The organism is Elioraea sp., assembly GCF_022842375.1.
Lineage (GTDB): Bacteria > Pseudomonadota > Alphaproteobacteria > Acetobacterales > Acetobacteraceae > Elioraea_A.
The window spans coordinates 1-15,590 of the sequence record NZ_JALHPR010000028.1; the positions used below are offsets into that span (position 1 = coordinate 1).

Here is a 15,590-nt window from a genome sequence, read left to right on the forward strand (position 1 = left end):
GCGCGCGGCGTGCCCGAGCGTGCGGCGGCGGCGAGCCGTGCTGCTGCCTCGCCGTTGCCGGGCTCGCGCGCCAGCACCTCGGCGAACAGGCGATCAACCTCGTCGCCGTTGCCCTGCATCGCGGCGACCCGGGCGAGGCCAAGCCGTGCGCGCACGCTTTCGGGGTGGTTGCGCAGCACCGCCTCGAAGGTGCTGCGGGCGCCGGGAAGGTCGACGCGCACGAGGCGGATCGTGCCGTCGATGATGCCGGCGAGCTCGCCATCGCGCTGCGCCGCCGGCACCTTCTCGAGCTCGCGCGACGCAACGGCAAGGTCGCCCCTGGCCAGGGCCGCGGCGGACAGGATCTGCTGCATGTTCGTCTGGCTCGGGTCGCGCCGCAGCACCGCTTCCGCCGCCTCCGTCGCCCCGGCCGGGTCGCCCGCCGCAAGCCGTGCGGTCGCCAGCCGCGATTGCAATCCGACATTGTCGGGCGCCAGGGCTGCCGCCTTGCCGAAGGCCTCGGCCGCATCGCGGGCACGGCCAGAGGCGAGGTGGGCACGGCCGAGCATGTCGAGTGCCTCGGCATCGGCGGCACCGCGCGTGGCCAGGCGGTCGAGCGTTCCGGCGGCGGCATCCGGCCTGCCCGCCGCCATCTCGAGGGCAGCGAGCATCTTCGCCCCGCGCGGGTCCTCCGGCCGGCGCGCGACGTGCCGGCGTGCCGCATCCTCGGCCTGCTCCATCTGGCCGAGGCCCTGCTTCACGGTGGCGAGCAGCAGCAGGCCATCGGCGAAGTTCACGAGGCCGCTGCCGAGCCGCTGGAGGATCACGTCGGCCGGCTGCCACTCCTGCGCGCGGACGTGCAGCATCGCGCGGAGGAACTGGGCGGTCGTCGTTCCGGGGGCGATGCGCAGCGCGGCCTCGACATCGCGCACCGCCTCGGCGTCCTGGCCGAGGCGCATGTGCGCGTCGGCGCGGCGGGTGCGGCCGATGACGTTGCCCGGCATCACCTCGATCAGCTTCGTGAAGGTCGCGATCGCGCCCCGCACGTCGGCGCGCTCGAATTGCAGCGTGCCCTTGCGCAGCAGCGCCTCCGTGTTGTTCGCATCGACAGCAAGCGCGCGGTCAAGCGCTGCCTCCGCCGCCGGCCTGTCGTTGCCGGCGAGTGCGAGGACGGCGGCGGCAATCTGCACCTGTGCGGTGTTCGGCGCGACGGAGACGGCGCGTGCGATCGAGGCGCGCGCATCGTCGCGCCGGTCGAGGCCGAGCTGGGCGAGGCCGCGGCCGGCCAGCACGTGGCCGGCGAGCGCAGGCGGCGCATTCGCGTCAGGCTCGGGGAAGTCGCGCAGCACGTCCTGGAACCGGCCGCGGCCGAGATAGGCGCGCAGCAGCAAGGCGGTGCCGGCCGCGCGGTCATACCCACGCTCGAGCGCTGCCTGGGCTTCCTTCTCCGCCGTGTCGGTGTCGCCGACATCGAGGCTCGCCTGCGCCAGCGCGGCGCGCAGCGCGGCCGAATTCTGGTCGTTCCTCACGGCGTTGCGGTACTCGATCTGCGCGGCGCGCAGGTCGCCGCGCGCCTGCGCGGCACGCGCCCGATCGACCGAGGCGTGGCCGGGGCCGGCCGAGAGCATCAGCGCCGCGGCGGCGGCGAGCAGGCCGATCCGGAACCGGCCCTGGTGTCGTGGCGTGGGTGACTGGATGTCGGTGCGCATGGAATGTCCTCCGCTAGACCGCGTCGAGCGTCGCATCGTGGGGTGGGGCATCATCAGGACCATGCTCGCCTGGGGTTTCCGTGCCGTGGCGATGCGTCGCCATGCCGTGGGTTTCGAGCAGACCATAGAGTGTCGGACGGCTGACGCCGAGCAGGCGCGCGGCAGCGGAGATGCTGCCCTTGGCCTGGCCGAGCGCACGCTCGAGGAGATCGCGCTCGACCCTGAGGCGGGCGGTGCGGAGATCGAGGCCGCCCTCGTCCGCCCCCCCAGCTGCCACTCCCTTTCCCTCGGCGTGGCGCACGGCGGCAGCCGGCGGCGTTAGCTCGAGATCCTCCGCCGTCACCAGCGGGCCATCGGCCATCAGCACCGCGCGGCGAACGCGATTCTGCAACTCGCGCACGTTGCCGGGCCAGGCATGCGTCGTCATGGCAGCGATCGCCCCGGCATCGAAGCCGCGGTTCTTGCGCCCAAGGCTCATGCTCTCGCGCGCCAGGAACCAGCGCCCGAGCAGCATCACGTCCTCGCCACGCTCGCGCAGCGGCGGGATGCGCACCGTCACGCCATTGAGGCGATAGAGTAGGTCGCCGCGGAACCGGCCTTCGCCGGCCTGCGCCTCGAGCGGCTGGTTGGTGGCGGAGACGACGCGCACATCGACGCGGATCGCACTTCGCCCGCCGACGCGCTCGAACGTCTGGTCCTGGAGAAAGCGCAGCAGCTTGGCCTGGAGCGAGGGCGGCAGGTCGCCGATCTCGTCGAGGAAGAGCGTGCCGCCGTTGGCCGCCTCGATCCGCCCGATCACCTGGCGCACCGCGCCGGTGAAGGCACCCTTCTCGTGGCCGAACAGCTCGCTTTCCAGCAGCGTCTCGGGGATCGCGGCGCAGTTGATCGCGACGAACTCCTTCTTGGCGCGCGGGCCCATCTCGTGCAGGGCGCGGGCGAGCGCTTCCTTGCCCGTGCCGCTATCGCCGAGCAGCAGCACCGGCACCGAGACGGAGGCGAGCCGCTCGACCGTGCGGCAGACCTTCAACATCCCATCGTCGCCGGTGACGATGTCGCGCACCGGCGAGGGGCGCGGTGCCGCGGCGAGGCGGAGGTTCTCCTCCTCGAGTTCGCGGAGCCTGAGCGCGCGGTCGAGCACGGTGCGCAGCACCGCGAGATCGGCCGGCTTCGGGCAGAAATCATAGGCGCCGAGCGCGATGGCGCGCAGCGCGTTCTCGCGCTGGTCCTGGCCCGAGGAGACGATCACGGGAAGCATCGGCGCGATGCGGCGCAGGCGCTCGAGCGTCGCGAACCCCTCGCTCACGCCCTCGGCATCGGGCGGCAGGCCGAGGTCGAGCAGCGCGACAGCGGGCTCCTCGCGCGTGGCGGCGGCTTCCGCTTCCGCCCTGTCATTGGCGATCACCACGCGCCAGCCGGCGAAGCTCCACCGGTACTGCGCGCAGAGCGCGGCATCATCCTCGATCACCAAAAGCTTTGGCTTGCTCATGCGCGAAGCCTCTCTTGTGGCGTTCCTTCATGCGGTGGCCCTGAAGCCGTCGTGACGCTCGCCGGCGGCAGCCACAGCCGCATTGTAGTCCCTGCGCCCGGGCTGGTCAGCACCGACAATTCGCCCCCCACCTCGCGCAGCAGTTCGCGGGCCTGCCAGGCGCCGATGCCGCTGCCCTGCGGCTTGGAGGTGGCGAGCGGGCGGAACAGCTGGTCCCGCACGAATTCCGGGCTCATGCCGGGCCCCTGGTCGGTGATGTCGATTGCGATCCGCCCGTCCTGCCGCCTGACCGCGAGCGACACCGCGACACCGGGGGACGAGGCCTCGATCGCATTGTCGAGCAGATGCGTCACGGCGGCGTCGAACCGTGTGGCGTCGATCGCCGCGGCACCCACGCCCTCGGCGGCGGGCGCGATCACGATCGGGTGCGCGCGTCCCGCTGTCAGCGTGGCGAGCCTGGCGACGGGGTCGATCGTCTCCGCCGGCGCGGGCGTCGGCAGCGGTGCAGCGGCCTGGCGTGGCGCGCCCGTCTCCGCCTCGGGCTGGCGAAGCCTGGCGATCAGCGCATTGATCCGCTCGGCCGAGGCACGCACGGTCAGAAGCATGTCGCGCTGGAACTCCGGGTCGGCGATGTTGTCCTCGGCGTTGGCGAGAAGCAGCGACAACTGGCTCGACACCGTCTTGACGTCGTGGGCGACGAAGGCGAAGCGCTTGGCGTAGTCCTGCAGCTGGCGCTGGTCGACCAGCCGTTCGGCCGCGCGCCGCTCGGCGAGGAACATCGCCACCTCCTGGCCGAGGGTGCGGAGCAGGTCGAACGTCTCGACATCGAGCGGAAAGGCGGCACGCGGGGTGCCGAGCAGCACGACGCCGACCAGCCCTTCGCGGTCGTGCAGCAGCGGCACGGCAAGCCAAAGCCGGCCGAATGCCTGGCCGAGGCCAAGGTCGTTCAGCGCCGCGTCGTCGACCTCTGCCATGCTGCCCTCGAGCAGCGCGACCCAGTTGCCGCCCCTGAGCGAGAGGATGAGCGGATGGGCGGCCGGCAGCGCCAGGGTCGGCCGCTGAGGCATGTTCCACGCCCCGGCCCAGACATAGCGCGGCGTGGCGGCCGCCCCTGCCTCGGCGCCCTCGAGCGGATCGCGCAGCAGGAGCGTGCCGGCAGGGCTGTCGGCAGGGTCGGCGATGGCGCGGATCGCGCGCACCGGCGCCTCGACGCCTTCCTCGCCGGCCGAGAGCGTGTCGACGCAGCGGAGCCACTCGCGGCGATAGTCGTAGCGGGCGGCGAAGAAGTGATCGACCACGAGGCGGCGGACGCGCGAGCGCGCCGTCTGCGAGGCGGCAGCGACCGCAAGCCCCATGAGCACGGCGGCGCCGAGGCTGATCTGGACGGCACGGCTCCAGTCGGCGCCGAGCTGGCGCAGCATCTCGCCGGCGGCGCCGATTCCGAGGAGGAATGTTCCAGCGACGACAAGTGTCGCGCCATGGAAGGCGACATCGCGCGACAGCTGGATCGGGCGCCTGAGCCGCCGCCCGCGCCCGGCCGCGATCGCGAACAGCGGCATCGCCAGCGCGGTCAGCACCGCGCGGGCATCGAGCATCGCCGGCGAGAAGCTGCGCCCGAGCACTGCATCGGCATAGAGCAGGATATCGATGATCGAGACCGAGCCGAGCGCGATGCAGGGCAGGTTCACATGCCATCGCGCGGCTTCGTCGGCATTGCGGTAGAGGTTCTCGGCCAGCAGCACGGTCGCGACCGCGAGGCCGAGGCGCGCGAGCAGCGCCGGCGAGCCGAGCGAGGGCACCACGATCGCCTGCGTCAGCCCTGGCACCAGGGAGATGAGCGCCGCCGCGGCAAGCACCCCGCCGCCGATCGCGAAGCGGGTGACGGGCGCGGCCATCCGCGCCCCGCCGGCGCGGCGGTAGAGCAGCAGCAGCAGCACGAACCAGGCGACGCTGCGCAGCACCTCGGCGGCACCGGCCAGTCCGTCGAGCGGCGTGGCGGGGCTGGCTGCGACCAGGCCGAGCCAGAGCGCTGCCGCGATCGGCGCGGCGGCAAGCCCCGTGGCGTGTCGGCTCCCCCGCCCGGCGAGCAGGGTGACGATGCTCCATCCGAGGCAGAAGACGGCAGCGGCCGCGTGCAGCGTGAATGAGGCGAGGGGGATCACATCGCCGGCGCGGTCGCCTCCGCGGCTACCGCGACCCTTCCTGGAACAGCACCACGCGCACCGTCGCGACCAGGATCAGCAGATCGAGGAACAGCGAGCGGTGCTTCACGTAATAGAGGTCATAGGCGAGCTTCATCCGCGCATCATCGACGGAAGCTCCGTACGGATAGTTAACCTGGGCCCATCCCGTGATGCCGGGGCGCACGCTGTCGCGGTCCTGGTAGTGCGGGATGGCGCGCGAGAGCTGCTCGACGAAGGCCGGGCGCTCCGGGCGCGGCCCCACCAGCGCCATGTCGCCGCGGAGCACGTTGATCGCCTGCGGGATCTCGTCGATCCGGGTAAGCCGGATGAAGCGGCCGACGCGCGTCACGCGGTCATCCCGCGTGGTAGCCCAGCGGGGCGTGCCGGGCGCCTCGGCGTCGGCGCGCATGGAGCGGAACTTCAGCAGGGTGAACACCTGCCCGTTCCGGCCCACCCGCTCCTGGCGGTAGAGGACGGGGCCGGGGCTGTCGAGGCGGATCGCGAGCGCGGTCAGCAGCAGGAGAGGCAGGGTAAGGACGAGCAGCGCCAGGCTGCCCGCAATGTCGATGCCGCGGCGGAGCATTTCCTGCACACCGGCGGCGCGGCCTGCCGGCAGCGCCTCGAGCCAGCCGGGCGCGAGCAGCGACAGGTCGACGCGGTTGCTGCGCTGCTCGGCGAATTCCGCGGCGCTGAGCACGCGCAGCCCGGCACGCTGCCAGCCGATCCGGCGGGCCGCGGGCACCGCCTCGGGATCGGCGACCACCACGGTGCGGACGCGCGCCGCCCTGAGCGCCTCGGGGGCAAGGCCCGGGCCATCGATCGCTGTGAGCGGTGCGTCGAGCGCGAGTTCGAACGGCTCGCCCGCCTCGGCGAAAAGCTCGACCGGGGCCGTGCCATCGGGGGCACGGAGCATGGCAATGCGGTGACGCAGCAGGCCCTGCCGGGCGGCGGCCGCGAAGGCGAGGTGCGTCGCCATGATCGCAGCGACGAGGCCGCCGAGCACGATGCCGAGGGCACTCCAGTGCGCCGCACCATCGATCCCTGGCGCGAGCACCATGAGAACCGCCTGGGCGACGAGGAAGAGCAGCCCCGCGGTGACGGCGCAGCCGAGCAGGAAACGGCCCAGGCGGTGCCAGGCATCGGTCTGGTAGAGGCCGGAGGCGCCGGCAACGAGGCTTGCCGAGACGGCGAGAACGGCAGCGCAGGCGATGCCATTGGCGAAGGTGACCGGGGGCATGCCCATGCCCATGCCGAGGCGAAGCAGCGCGTAGACCGTCAGGAAGCAGACGATCGTCTCGACAAGGTAAAGGAGAATGGTTTGCGAGCGCACGCTGTGACCGAACAGCTTCGTCATGGGTGTGCCCCCGATAAATCCAGCCCCGCCCCGTGCCTCGCCTGAGCCGGGGGGGTGCCGGCATCCCATCTCAACGGTTTAAACACCAAGTCGCATACGGCTGTCCATCCCAATAATTAATGAAGTGTGTACTTATTGATCATCATCAAGCGCTTCTCGTGCGTCATTCCTCTGTCTGTGGCGCCATCGTCGCCCGCCCGGGCTGGGTTTCCAAAAACGCAACCATTCTCTGGCGTAATCAGGGCGTGGATGCGATGCATGGTTGCGCACTGACTCTGCGAATCAGGCATTTCGATGAAAACGTGACGCTTGATATCGATCGGCGGGTGAAATCTCTAAAATTGAATGTCTGCTTTGGAATCCTGTTGTCGTTGGCTGGCCGCCACTGTTATGAACAGGCTCCTCGGAAAAAATGTCCCGAGGTTCGGTCTGTTGGTCCCGGGCCATGTCGGCCCATGGGCCGAGCGGTGATCGGGAGGAGAGCGGGCCCGTTTGGGGCGCGGCCGCGTCGCGGCGCCTTCGATGGGTCCGGATCGAACCGCCCGGCATGCAAGGTGGGATGTGTCGGATGGACAATGGCAATGGTCTCGAAACCCGAGGGACAATGAACGTGGTGAAGGTTCGCCTGCGACGCATCATCGCCGCAAGTGCCGTGCTCGCCGTCCTGGCCGGCTGCTCGGGCGGCGAACCGCCGCCCCAGTCAGTGCCGCTGACGGGATCGCGCGCCCCAGACTATGTCATCGGCCCGGGCGACACGCTGCGCGTCGATGTCTACCGCATGCCGGAGCTGAGTGCTGCGCTGCCCGTGCGGCCCGATGGGCGGATGTCGCTGCCGCTCGTCCCCGACATCGATGTCGCCGGCAAGACGCCGACCGAGCTTGCCAAGGACATCGAGACGAGGCTGCGCGCCTATGTGCGCGAACCCACCGTCTCGGTGATGGTGACTGCGTTCACCGGCATGCCCGGCAAGCAGGTGCGCATCATCGGCGAGGCCGCGCAGCCGCTCACCATCCCCTATGTCGAGGGCATGAGCGTGCTCGACGTCGTCATCCGCGCAGGCGGGCTGACGCGCTACGCCTCCGGCAACCGCGCCGAGATCATCCGCCGCGAGAACCCCGATGCGCCGGCGCAGACCATCCGCGTGCGGCTGAATGACCTGATCCGCGACGGCGACATCACGCAGGACGTGCAGATGCGCCCGGGCGACACGCTCGTGATCCCGCAGGGCTGGTTTTGATCAGATGATGCTGGTTCTGAGCCCATGAACCTGAATGCCCTTGCTCGGCGCTACGCGGCGGCAGGCTGGCGGCACCGCTGGAAGGCGCTGCTGCTGGCCTGGCTGATCTGCCTGCCGGGCTGGGCGGCCGTCTACCTGATGCCGAACCAGTTCAAGGCGAACGCACGTGTCTACGCCGACCCGGAGGCGCTCCTCGGCACCCTGCTGCGCGGGCTCGCGGTGAACAGCTCGCCCGCCACGCAGGTCGATATGCTGCAGCGCACGCTGCTGTCCCGCCCGAATCTCGAGCGCGTGATCGCCAAGACAGACCTCGACCTCCGGGTGTTCGACGCCGCCTCGCGCGAGTCGCTCCTCAACGGCCTTGCCAAGAGCATCCGCATCATCCCGCAGACGCGCCAGCTGTTCCAGATCGAGTACACCGACAGCGACCCGCGCCTCGCCTATTCAGTGGTGCAGACCGTTGTCGCGTTGTTCCTCGAATCAGCCGCGACCAGCGATCGGCAGCAGATGCGCTCTGCCAGCAACTTCCTGAACCAGCAGATCGGCGCCTACGAGGTGCAGCTGCGCGAGGCGGAACAGCGACGCGCCGAGTTCATGGTCCGATATGTCGACATCCTTCCCTCCGCCCAGCTCGGCGGGGCGAGCAAGCTTGAGCAGGCCCGGCAGAAGGTGATCGACCTGCGCGGCCAGATGCAGGACGCAACCCTGCGCCGCGAGGTGCTGCGCCAGCAGCTCGACGCGACACCGCAGACGATGGCCGAGGTGCAGGGCGTGACGGGCGGCGGCAACCCGCGCCTCGCAGAGGCCGAGCGTCAGCTGCGCGAGCTTCGCCTCAGCCTGACCGACCAGCACCCGGCGGTGGTGGCGCAGCGCGCGATCATCGCCGAGATCCGTGCCGGCGGTGGCGGCAGCGCGGCGCCGGCGCCGCGCCAGCCGTCCGGCACGCAGCGGGGCGGCTTGCCCAACCCGATCTATGAACAGCTCCGCATCAGGCTCGTCGACCAGGACGGCGTGGTCGCCTCGCTCGAGCGCCAGTTGCGCGACGAGACGGCGGATGTCGAGCGTCTCGAGCGCCTGTCACGCGCCGCCCCACACGTCGCGGCCGAGATGCAGAACATCGATCGTGACTACGGCATCATCCGCAAGAACTACGAGGAGCTGCTCGGCCGCCGCGAATCCCTCCAGCTTGCGGATGCCGCGCGCAACGAGAGCGACCGGATGCGCATCGAGGTGGTCGAGCCGCCGCTCCTGCCGACCGTGCCGGTCGGGCCGAACCGCGTGCTGTTCTCCGCCGGCGTGCTCGTGGCAGGGCTCGGCGCCGGGGCGGTGCTGGTGTTCCTGCTGATCCAGCTCGACCGTGGCTTCTACACCACGCACGATCTGCGCACGCTCGGGCTTCCGGTCCTCGGCGGGATCTCATCAGCCCTCGCGCCTAAGCGCCAGGTGGCGGCGGCGATCGTGTTCGTCGGTGGCATCGCGCTCCTGCTGGTCACGTTTGGCGCGGTGCTTGCCGGCGGGCCGACGCTTGTCGCGCGCCTGCCGGCGCTCGTGGCGAAGCTCGTCACGTGAACGCAGCCCCGAAATCCCGCGCCCATCTGGTGGAGCGTGCCGTCGAGGCGATGGCGGGCATGTCCGTCTCGCCGCAGCCAGCCGCTCCCGCCGCGCCGCCGGAAGCGCTCGCGCCAGCACCATCACCAGCACCGGCGCCTCCATCCACGCCGGCACCGACTGCCCCGGCGATCACGCCCGCTCCTGCCGCAGCGCAGGCTGCCGCGAGCGCTCCGCCTGCGCCTCCGGCCCCACCCGCACCGCCCGTGTTCGGCGCCGCACCGCCGCCTCCCCCCTCAGCCCCGAGCGGCCTGCCGCCGATCACGATCGAGACGATGGGCAAGGCCGGGCTCGTCGTCGCCCCGCTCGGCACGGCGCGGTCGCGCCTGTCGGAGGAGATCGCCGTCGTCCAGCACAGCGTGCTGCGCACCGTGAAGGCCACGCGGGCCGCCGATGGGCGCTCGCCGCGCATCATCATGGTCACGAGCGCGCGGCCGGGCGAGGGCAAGACCTTCATGTCGCTGAACCTCGCCGCGAGCTTGGCCAACAGCGGGACGCGGCCGGTCGTTCTCGTCGATGTAGACGGCAAGCACATGTCGATCAGCCACCTGCTCGGACATGCTGACACGCCCGGCGTCCGCGTGCTCGCCGCCGATCCGACGCGCCTGCCGAGCCACCTGCTGATCCCGACCGAGATCAAGCGGCTGTCGCTGCTCTCGTTCGGCCCGGTGCCCGACCATGTTCCTGCCATCCCGCCGGGGCAGCTTGTGGCGTCTGCGCTGCAACGCCTTGCCGCCGCCCTGCCGGAGCATCTGATCGTCCTCGACACCCCGCCATGCCTCTCGACCAGCGACCCGGGCGCGCTCGCGCCCATCGCCGGCCAGGTGCTGATGGTGGTCGAGGCGGAGCGGACGCAGCGAAGCGAGGTTGAAGCGGCCCTTGACATGGTAGACTCATGCCCGACGCTGCAACTCGTCCTCAACCGTGCGGTCCTGACTGCCAATGACACCTTCGGCGCCTATGGCGGCTACAGCGCCTACTCCACCTACCCGGCTGGGTAGGGGGAAGCGTACGCGCGAACCATCCGGCGGCGAGATGCGGCAGAAAGCTGCGACCGGGACCTTCCTGGCCGTTGTTTTCCTTGGTTTTCCGGCTGCCGCGCAGCTCGAGGCGCCGACCCCGTCGCTGCCAGCCCCCTCTGTCGCGCCATCGCTCACTCCCCCGCCTGGGCCGGCGATCGGCGGTACGCTGACGGGGCCATCGCAGCCTGGCGGCTTCTTCGGACAGGGCGGCCAAGGTGCGATCCTCGCCCCCGATTCGCGCACGCGACTCGGCACGGTGGGCTTCCCCTTCAACGCCGTGGGCGGGCAGGGTGAGGTCGCCGGCCAGCCGACGCGGGGGTGGAGCTTAACGCCCAGCCTATCGCTCGAGCAAAGCTACAACGACAACATCCGCTTCAGCACGACGAACCGGCAGGACGATTTCATCACCACCGTCCGCCCCGGCATCCTGCTCGGCGTCGATACGGTGCGGCTGCAGGGCACGCTGAACTACGCCCCCGGCATCCTCTACTACTGGAACACGAGCGACCAGAACCGCATCGACCATAACGGCAACGCCCAGTTCCTCGGCATCGTCGTGCCCGATTTCTTCTTCATCGACGCCCGCGGCTCCGCCGCCGTGCAGTCGCTCAGCGGTGGGTTCACGCCTGATTCCGAGGCCTCCGTCGGGCGTGAGAACCAGGTGCAGACGACGACGTTCTCGCTCTCGCCGTACCTGACGCACCGCTTCGGCGGGCTGGCCTCAGCCCGCGTCGGCTATGTCTATTCGTATGTGAACCAGGACAGGGCCGACCCCGACGCGCCGCTGCCGGACGATACGCAGCTGCAATCGAGCTTCACCCCGTCGGAGTACAGCTCCCACCAGGGCTACGTCGTCGTCCGCAGCGGCGAGGACTGGGGCCGCGTCGCGATGCAGGGAACGCTCAGCACCACGCAGTTCGAGGGCAGCGGCCTCTATGACGGCGCCTACCGCGACATCGCGCTGACCGAGACGCGGTATGCCTTCACGCCGACGGTGGCCGGCCTCGTCGAGCTCGGCTGGGAGCGCCAGCGCTTCAACACCGTGCCGAAGACCGACATCGACGACCTCGTCTGGGCCTTCGGCGTCAGGCTGACGCCGACACCCGAAAGCGTCATCGTCGCGAAATACGGCCATCGCGACGGGTTCAATTCGTTCTACCTCGACGGCACGCTGGCCGTCGGCGTGCGCACGCGCATCTTCGCGAGATATGCCGAGCAGCTGACGAGCTCCGCGCTCACTGCCGGAGACCTGCTCGGGACCACGACGCTCGACCCGCTCGGCAACCCCGTCGATGCGCAGACGGGCGCGCCCGTCCTGCCGGGCTTCGCCAATTCCACCCTCGGCATCCAGAGCGGGCTGTCGCGCCAGAAGGTCGCCACCGCCTCGATCAGCCAGACCTGGACGCGCGATACGTTCAGGCTCTCGCTCAGCCAGACCGACACCACGCCCGTGGCGAACGCCCCTGGCCAGACGCCGGGATTCGCCTCGAAGGGAACGAATCTCGGCCTCTCCTGGTCGCGCGACCTGGCGCCGACGACGACGCTCATCAGCTTCGCCAACTACGGCATCACGACGAGCGGCCCGCAGGATACGGAGGGAACGACCTGGGGCGCCGGTGCCTCGCTGGTGCAGGAGCTCCGGCCGGGGCTGTCGGGCGCCTTGACCTACCGCTTCAACTACCGCGACGGAGGCGTGACGCGGACCGGCAACCCGAATGCCGGCGAGGCGACGCAGAACATCATCACCGCCGGCCTGCGCCAGAGTTTCTGACCCTGAAGGGGAGCTTCTGGCCCCGCGGGAGCGTCTGGCCCCGCGGGAGCGTCTGGCCGTTCAGGGAGGGACCGTGGTGGCCCTGTACCACCCAGCCCCACGTGGACCCGGAGGACCGCTGACGCGGATGTCAGCCGACACCATCTGATGGAAGGAAGCGCAACGGATTAGGCTTCCGAAAGGTTTTGCAGCCAAAGGTTTTGCAGCCAAAAGGTTTTCTGGCCAAAGGTTTTCTGGCCAAAGGTTCTGGCCAGAGTTTTTCCGGCCAAAGCCCGCGGCCTTGCCGAGGACATGTCCCATGTACGTCGCATTCTACGGGTTCGACGACCACCCCTTCCTGATGACGCCGGATGCGCGGCTGTTCTACGCCTCGTCCGTGCACAGCCGCGCCCAGGCCCACCTCATCTACGGGCTCGAGCAGCGCGAGGGCTTCGTCATCATCACCGGCGAGGTGGGCGCTGGAAAAACCACCCTGATCGAACGCCTCTGCGCCCAGCTCGACCCCACCTCCTTCGCCGTCGCGCGGATCATGACCACCCAGGTCTCGGGCGATGACCTGCTGCGCCTCGTGGCCGACGGGTTCGGCGTGCCATCGGACGGCAACAAGGCGCAGCTGCTCCGCGGCATCACCGACATGCTGCGCGGGGGCGAGCAGGTCGGCCGCAGGCACGTGCTGATCGTCGATGAGGCGCAGGCGCTGCCGATGCCAGCGCTCGAGGAACTGCGCATGCTGTCGAACATCACCGAGGGCGGGCGCGCGCTGCTCCAGGTGGTGCTGCTCGGCCAGCCGCAGCTTCGCCGCACGATGGCGAGCCCCGACCTCGACCAGCTGCGCCAGCGCGTGCTCGCGAGCTTCCATCTCGGCGGGCTCTCGCGCGAGGAAACCCACGCCTATGTCGAGCATCGCCTCCGCGCCGTCGGCTGGACCGGCAACCCCGCCTGGCACGCCGATGCGCTCGACATCGTGCACCGCTTCAGCGGCGGCATCCCCCGCCGCATCAACCGCCTCTGCTCGCGCGTGCTGCTCGGGGCGGCGCTTGAGCAGAGCCGGGAGATCACGGCCGAGATGGTCGAGACGACGGCGCGCGAGCTCGAGGGCGACCTCTCCGGCGGGCTCGCTCCCGGCACCGTCCAGGGTGCCGGCGGCACGCTCGGCGGCGTCGACCATGCGCTGATGACGGGCCGTGTGAACGGCGCATCGGCCGTCGAGACGCAGCGCATGGCCGAACTCGCCAACCGCATCGAGGCGCTCGAACAGATGAGCGCCAGGCGCGAGCGCGTGTTCAACCGGCTGATGGACCTCTTCGCCGGCGGCGGCAGGCTGCCGTGAGCTCCCTTGCGCTCAGGAATGCGATGAGTGTCGATGTCGAGGACTGGTTCCAGGTCCAGGCCTTCGCCGGAACCATTGCGCGCGGGGCGTGGGAGAGCCTGCCCCGCCGCGTCGAGGAGAACACCGACCGCCTGCTCGCGCTGTTCGATGACGCCGGCGTGCGCGCGACCTTCTTCACACTCGGCTGGGTGGCCGAGCGTCACCCCGCCCTGGTCCGCCGCATCGTCGCGGGCGGGCATGAGCTCGCGAGCCACGGCCACATGCATGAACTCGTGCACGCGATCGGGCCCGAGCGGTTCCGCGCCGACCTTCTGCGCGCGCGTGCGGCCCTCGAGGATGCGGGCGGTGTTGCGGTGATCGGCTATCGCGCGCCGACCTTCTCGATCGGCCCGGCGTCAGCCCCCTGGGCGCACGCGATCCTCGCCGAGACGGGGCACCGCTACAGCTCCTCGATCTTTCCGGTGAAGCACGATCTCTACGGCGCGCCGGATGCGCCGCGTGGCCCCTGGCGGCCCGATGCGTCAGGGGTGGTCGAATTGCCGATGACGACGGTGCGGCTCGGTGGCCGCAACCTGCCCTGTTCCGGCGGCGGCTGGTTTCGCCTCATTCCCTATGCGCTGTTCCGCGGCGGCCTCAGGCGCGTGAACGCGGTCGAGCGGCGCGCGGGCATCTTCTATTTCCACCCCTGGGAGATCGACCCGTCCCAGCCGCGCGTGGCAGAGGCGCCACGGCTGTCGCGCTTCCGCCACTATACCGGCATGAGTACGATGGCGGCCCGCGTCGGCCGCCTCCTGCGCGACTTCACCTGGGGGAGGATGGACGAGGTGTTCGCGCACGAGATCGCAGCCATCCATCCATGACCGTCATCGTCAAGACGCTCGCTGACGCTCCCGCCGGGGCGGCGGAGGCCTGGGACCGTTTCGTCCACGCAACCGAGGCGGCGACGTTCTTCCACCTATCGCCCTGGGCCGGCGTGATCGAACGCTCCTTCGGCCACACGACGCACTACGCCTATGCCGAGGAGGATGGCGCGATCACGGGCGTGCTGCCGCTCGCGCGGATGCGCACGCGGCTGTTCGGCGACCTGCTCGCCTCCACCCCATTCTGCGTCTATGGCGGGCCGGTGGCCGTCACGCCAGGTGCGATGGCGGCACTTACCGCGCATGCCGAAGATCTCCGCCGCAAGCTTGGCGCGCCTGTGCTTGAGTTCCGCCGCATCGAGAAGGCCGACGAGGGGTTCCTCGACCGCCCGCCCCTCTACTATACGTTCCGGAAACAGATCGTCATCACCGGCGACGACGTGAAGGACCAGGAACGGAACATTCCGCGCAAGCAACGCGCCGAGGTGCGCAAGGGCTTCAAGAAGGGCCTCGCCTCCGTCTCGAACAGCGACATCGCGACGCTTCATCGCATCTATGCCGAGAGCGTGCGCAACCTGGGCTCGCCGGTGTTCCCGCGCCGCTACTTCCAGGCACTCGCCGATGCCTTTCCCGCTGCGCATGACGTGACCACCGTGCTGCACGAGGGCGCCCCCGTCACCTCGGTGCTGAACTTCCACTTCCGCGAGCAGGTGCTACCCTATTACGGGGGCGGAACGCTTGCCGCGCGCGGGCTTTCCGCCAACGAGGTGATGTACTGGGAGGTGATGCGGCGCGCGGGCAAGGAGCGTGGGGCCACGCTGTTCGATTTCGGCCGGTCCAAGGAAGGCACCGGCGCCTTCGCCTACAAGAAGAATTTCGGGTTCGAGCCGGAGCAGTTGCACTACTGCTACCGCCTGGGCGAGGGGGCCGCGATCCCCGACAACAACCCGAACAACCCGAAATACAAGGCGGTGATCGCCCTCTGGAAGCGGATGCCGCTCTGGCTCGCCAACATCCTCGGCCCGCCCCTGGTGCGCGGGCTCGGCTGAGC

11 protein-coding genes are annotated in these 15,590 nt (G+C 70.2%); 7 read left to right on the forward strand and 4 right to left on the reverse strand.

Translation table 11 applies throughout. From position 1 onward, the window contains the following. From Q0C38_RS18920 to Q0C38_RS18935, 4 genes are all read right to left on the reverse strand, one after another. On the reverse strand, positions 1 to 1,688 hold a 1,688-nt coding region (locus tag Q0C38_RS18920), incomplete at its 3' end, for a tetratricopeptide repeat protein (protein ID WP_291298684.1). 13 nt (positions 1,689 to 1,701) lie between these two features. Further along, a complete protein-coding gene (gene prsR, locus Q0C38_RS18925) occupies positions 1,702 to 3,174 on the reverse strand; it encodes a PEP-CTERM-box response regulator transcription factor (RefSeq protein ID WP_291298685.1) in 1,473 nt (490 codons plus the stop codon). Then, positions 3,171 to 5,336: an XrtA/PEP-CTERM system histidine kinase PrsK gene (prsK, locus tag Q0C38_RS18930; protein WP_291298686.1), complete on the reverse strand. Its 2,166-nt coding sequence runs from the start codon at positions 5,334 to 5,336 to the stop codon at positions 3,171 to 3,173. Before prsK ends, prsR begins: the two co-directional genes overlap by 4 nt. A gap of 25 nt (positions 5,337 to 5,361) precedes the next feature. Next, positions 5,362 to 6,711, reverse strand: coding sequence for an exopolysaccharide biosynthesis polyprenyl glycosylphosphotransferase (locus Q0C38_RS18935; RefSeq protein ID WP_291298687.1), 1,350 nt, complete (start codon positions 6,709 to 6,711; stop codon positions 5,362 to 5,364). A 613-nt stretch (positions 6,712 to 7,324) separates the two neighbouring features. Here Q0C38_RS18935 and Q0C38_RS18940 point away from each other — a divergent pair. The 7 genes from Q0C38_RS18940 (at position 7,325) to Q0C38_RS18970 (ending at position 15,588) form a co-directional block, all read left to right on the forward strand. Next, positions 7,325 to 7,948 (forward strand): XrtA/PEP-CTERM system exopolysaccharide export protein, encoded by a 624-nt coding sequence (locus tag Q0C38_RS18940; RefSeq protein ID WP_291298688.1) that lies wholly within the window; start codon positions 7,325 to 7,327, stop codon positions 7,946 to 7,948. Positions 7,949 to 7,972: 24 nt separating this feature from the next. Beyond that, entirely contained in the window at positions 7,973 to 9,517 is a 1,545-nt protein-coding gene (locus Q0C38_RS18945) for an XrtA system polysaccharide chain length determinant (RefSeq protein ID WP_291298689.1), read from the forward strand. Beyond that, on the forward strand, positions 9,514 to 10,557 hold the full coding sequence (locus tag Q0C38_RS18950) for a P-loop NTPase (protein ID WP_291298690.1): 1,044 nt from the start codon (positions 9,514 to 9,516) through the stop codon (positions 10,555 to 10,557). The genes Q0C38_RS18945 and Q0C38_RS18950 overlap by 4 nt, the downstream gene beginning before the upstream one ends. A 34-nt stretch (positions 10,558 to 10,591) precedes the next feature. Beyond that, positions 10,592 to 12,349: a TIGR03016 family PEP-CTERM system-associated outer membrane protein gene (locus Q0C38_RS18955; protein ID WP_291298691.1), complete on the forward strand. Its 1,758-nt coding sequence runs from the start codon at positions 10,592 to 10,594 to the stop codon at positions 12,347 to 12,349. Positions 12,350 to 12,647: 298 nt separating this feature from the next. Further along, positions 12,648 to 13,679 carry an AAA family ATPase gene (locus Q0C38_RS18960; RefSeq protein ID WP_291298692.1) on the forward strand — a complete coding sequence of 344 codons (1,032 nt, stop codon included), beginning with the start codon at positions 12,648 to 12,650 and terminating at the stop codon, positions 13,677 to 13,679. 23 nt (positions 13,680 to 13,702) lie between these two features. Next, positions 13,703 to 14,539 (forward strand): XrtA system polysaccharide deacetylase, encoded by an 837-nt coding sequence (locus tag Q0C38_RS18965; RefSeq protein WP_291298693.1) that lies wholly within the window; start codon positions 13,703 to 13,705, stop codon positions 14,537 to 14,539. Next, complete coding sequence (locus Q0C38_RS18970) at positions 14,536 to 15,588, forward strand: FemAB family XrtA/PEP-CTERM system-associated protein (RefSeq protein WP_291298694.1); 1,053 nt, start codon at positions 14,536 to 14,538, stop codon at positions 15,586 to 15,588. The genes Q0C38_RS18965 and Q0C38_RS18970 overlap by 4 nt, the downstream gene beginning before the upstream one ends. Positions 15,589 to 15,590 lie beyond the last annotated feature (2 nt).